The organism is Winogradskyella psychrotolerans (assembly GCF_018860545.1).
Lineage (GTDB): Bacteria > Bacteroidota > Bacteroidia > Flavobacteriales > Flavobacteriaceae > Winogradskyella > Winogradskyella psychrotolerans_A.
In genome coordinates, this window is sequence record NZ_JAHKPN010000029.1 from 1 (window position 1) to 1,333 (window position 1,333).

Here is a 1,333-nt window from a genome sequence, read left to right on the forward strand (position 1 = left end):
TGACCCGTCCTGAATAAAGGCTACATAATTTTACACAATTATGTACAAAAATGACAAAGTAATTAGACGGTATTCAGAACCTTTTAAACTGAAAATTTTAGCAGAACTTACAACTGGTAAACACACAAAGAGCGAACTTTGTAAACTCTACTCTATCGCACCTACAACCGTTAACGAGTGGATTAAAAAATACAATCGTAAAGACTTAATGAATACAAGAGTAAAAGTGGAAACTAAAGACGAAATATCTAGAATCAAAGCATTGCAAAAAGAGAATGAAAAACTTAAAAAGCTACTGCTTAAAAAGGACCTGGATGCAATGGTAGAGGAATCTTATCTCGAAGTAGCTGCAGAAAAATTAGGATATAAAAATGTTCAGCAACTTAAAAAAAAACTCAATATCTAGCTTTTATTAAAACTAGAAATAGAGCTAAGGGATTTGCTTCTGTATCTACTGTAGCAAGTTGTTTTGGACTTGAACGTGATGCGTATTATAAATACAAATCGAGAGCTGATAAACGTTTAAAACTAGAACAACAAATTATAGAAATTGTACGTAAAAGACGTAAATCCCTTCCTAGAGAAGGCGTACGTAAACTCATAAAATCATTAGCTGATGAGTTTACAAAAGCCAATATTAAAGTTGGTAGAGATACGCTATTTAATATCCTCAGAAAACATAATATGCTAACACTTAGAAAGAAAACCAGTGCAAGAACTACTAACTCATATCATCGCTTTTATAAGTACAACAACCTCATAAAAGACATGGAAGTTACTAGGTCAAACCAAGTTTGGGTATCTGATATAACCTATATCAGAACTGTAAAAGGGTTTTGTTATCTAGCCTTAATAACAGATATGTATTCTAGGAAAATTGTTGGGTATGATCTTAGCGATAGTTTGGAACTAAAAGGCTGTGTAAGAGCCCTAAATAAGGCCATATATCAAGCAAAAAACATTAAACAGCTTATTCATCATTGCTTCGCCAGTTCGGCAAAAATGCCTCGGGTCAGACAGAGGTATACAGTATTGTAACAACCAATACACGCAAATATTAAAAAGAAACAAGATAGATATTAGTATGACTGAAGAAAATCATTGTTACGAAAATGCCATGGCTGAGCGTGTAAACGGCATATTAAAAGATGAGTTTTACCTAGACCAGACCTTTGATAACGTAGCACATGCTAAAAGAGCTGCAAAAAATGCAATTAATTTATACAACCAAATAAGATTACATTTATCTTTAGACTATAAAACACCTAATATGGTATATCAATTATCAGCCTAAATTCAATTTTAACCTGTAGCCATATTTCAGGACGAGACA

3 protein-coding genes are annotated in these 1,333 nt (G+C 32.8%); all 3 read left to right on the top strand.

The annotated features are described in order from the left end of the window. Positions 1 to 40 precede the first annotated feature (40 nt). The 3 genes from KO515_RS10675 to KO515_RS10685 all read left to right on the top strand — a co-directional run bounded on the left by KO515_RS10675 (position 41) and on the right by KO515_RS10685 (position 1,294). Positions 41 to 406 (top strand): transposase, encoded by a 366-nt coding sequence (locus KO515_RS10675; RefSeq protein WP_013869214.1) that lies wholly within the window; start codon positions 41 to 43, stop codon positions 404 to 406. Positions 407 to 684: 278 nt separating this feature from the next. Further along, a complete protein-coding gene (locus KO515_RS10680; protein ID WP_215936352.1) occupies positions 685 to 1,038 on the top strand; it encodes a DDE-type integrase/transposase/recombinase in 354 nt (117 codons plus the stop codon). Positions 1,039 to 1,078: 40 nt separating this feature from the next. Further along, positions 1,079 to 1,294: an integrase core domain-containing protein gene (locus KO515_RS10685; RefSeq protein WP_354668278.1), complete on the top strand. Its 216-nt coding sequence runs from the start codon at positions 1,079 to 1,081 to the stop codon at positions 1,292 to 1,294. The last annotated feature ends 39 nt before the right edge of the window (positions 1,295 to 1,333 follow it).

Coding starts and splice junctions, on each gene's coding strand:
- KO515_RS10675 (WP_013869214.1), top strand. CDS start 41: ATGTACAAAAATGACAAAGTAATTAGACGGTATTCAGAACCTTTTAAA.
- KO515_RS10680 (WP_215936352.1), top strand. CDS start 685: ATGCTAACACTTAGAAAGAAAACCAGTGCAAGAACTACTAACTCATAT.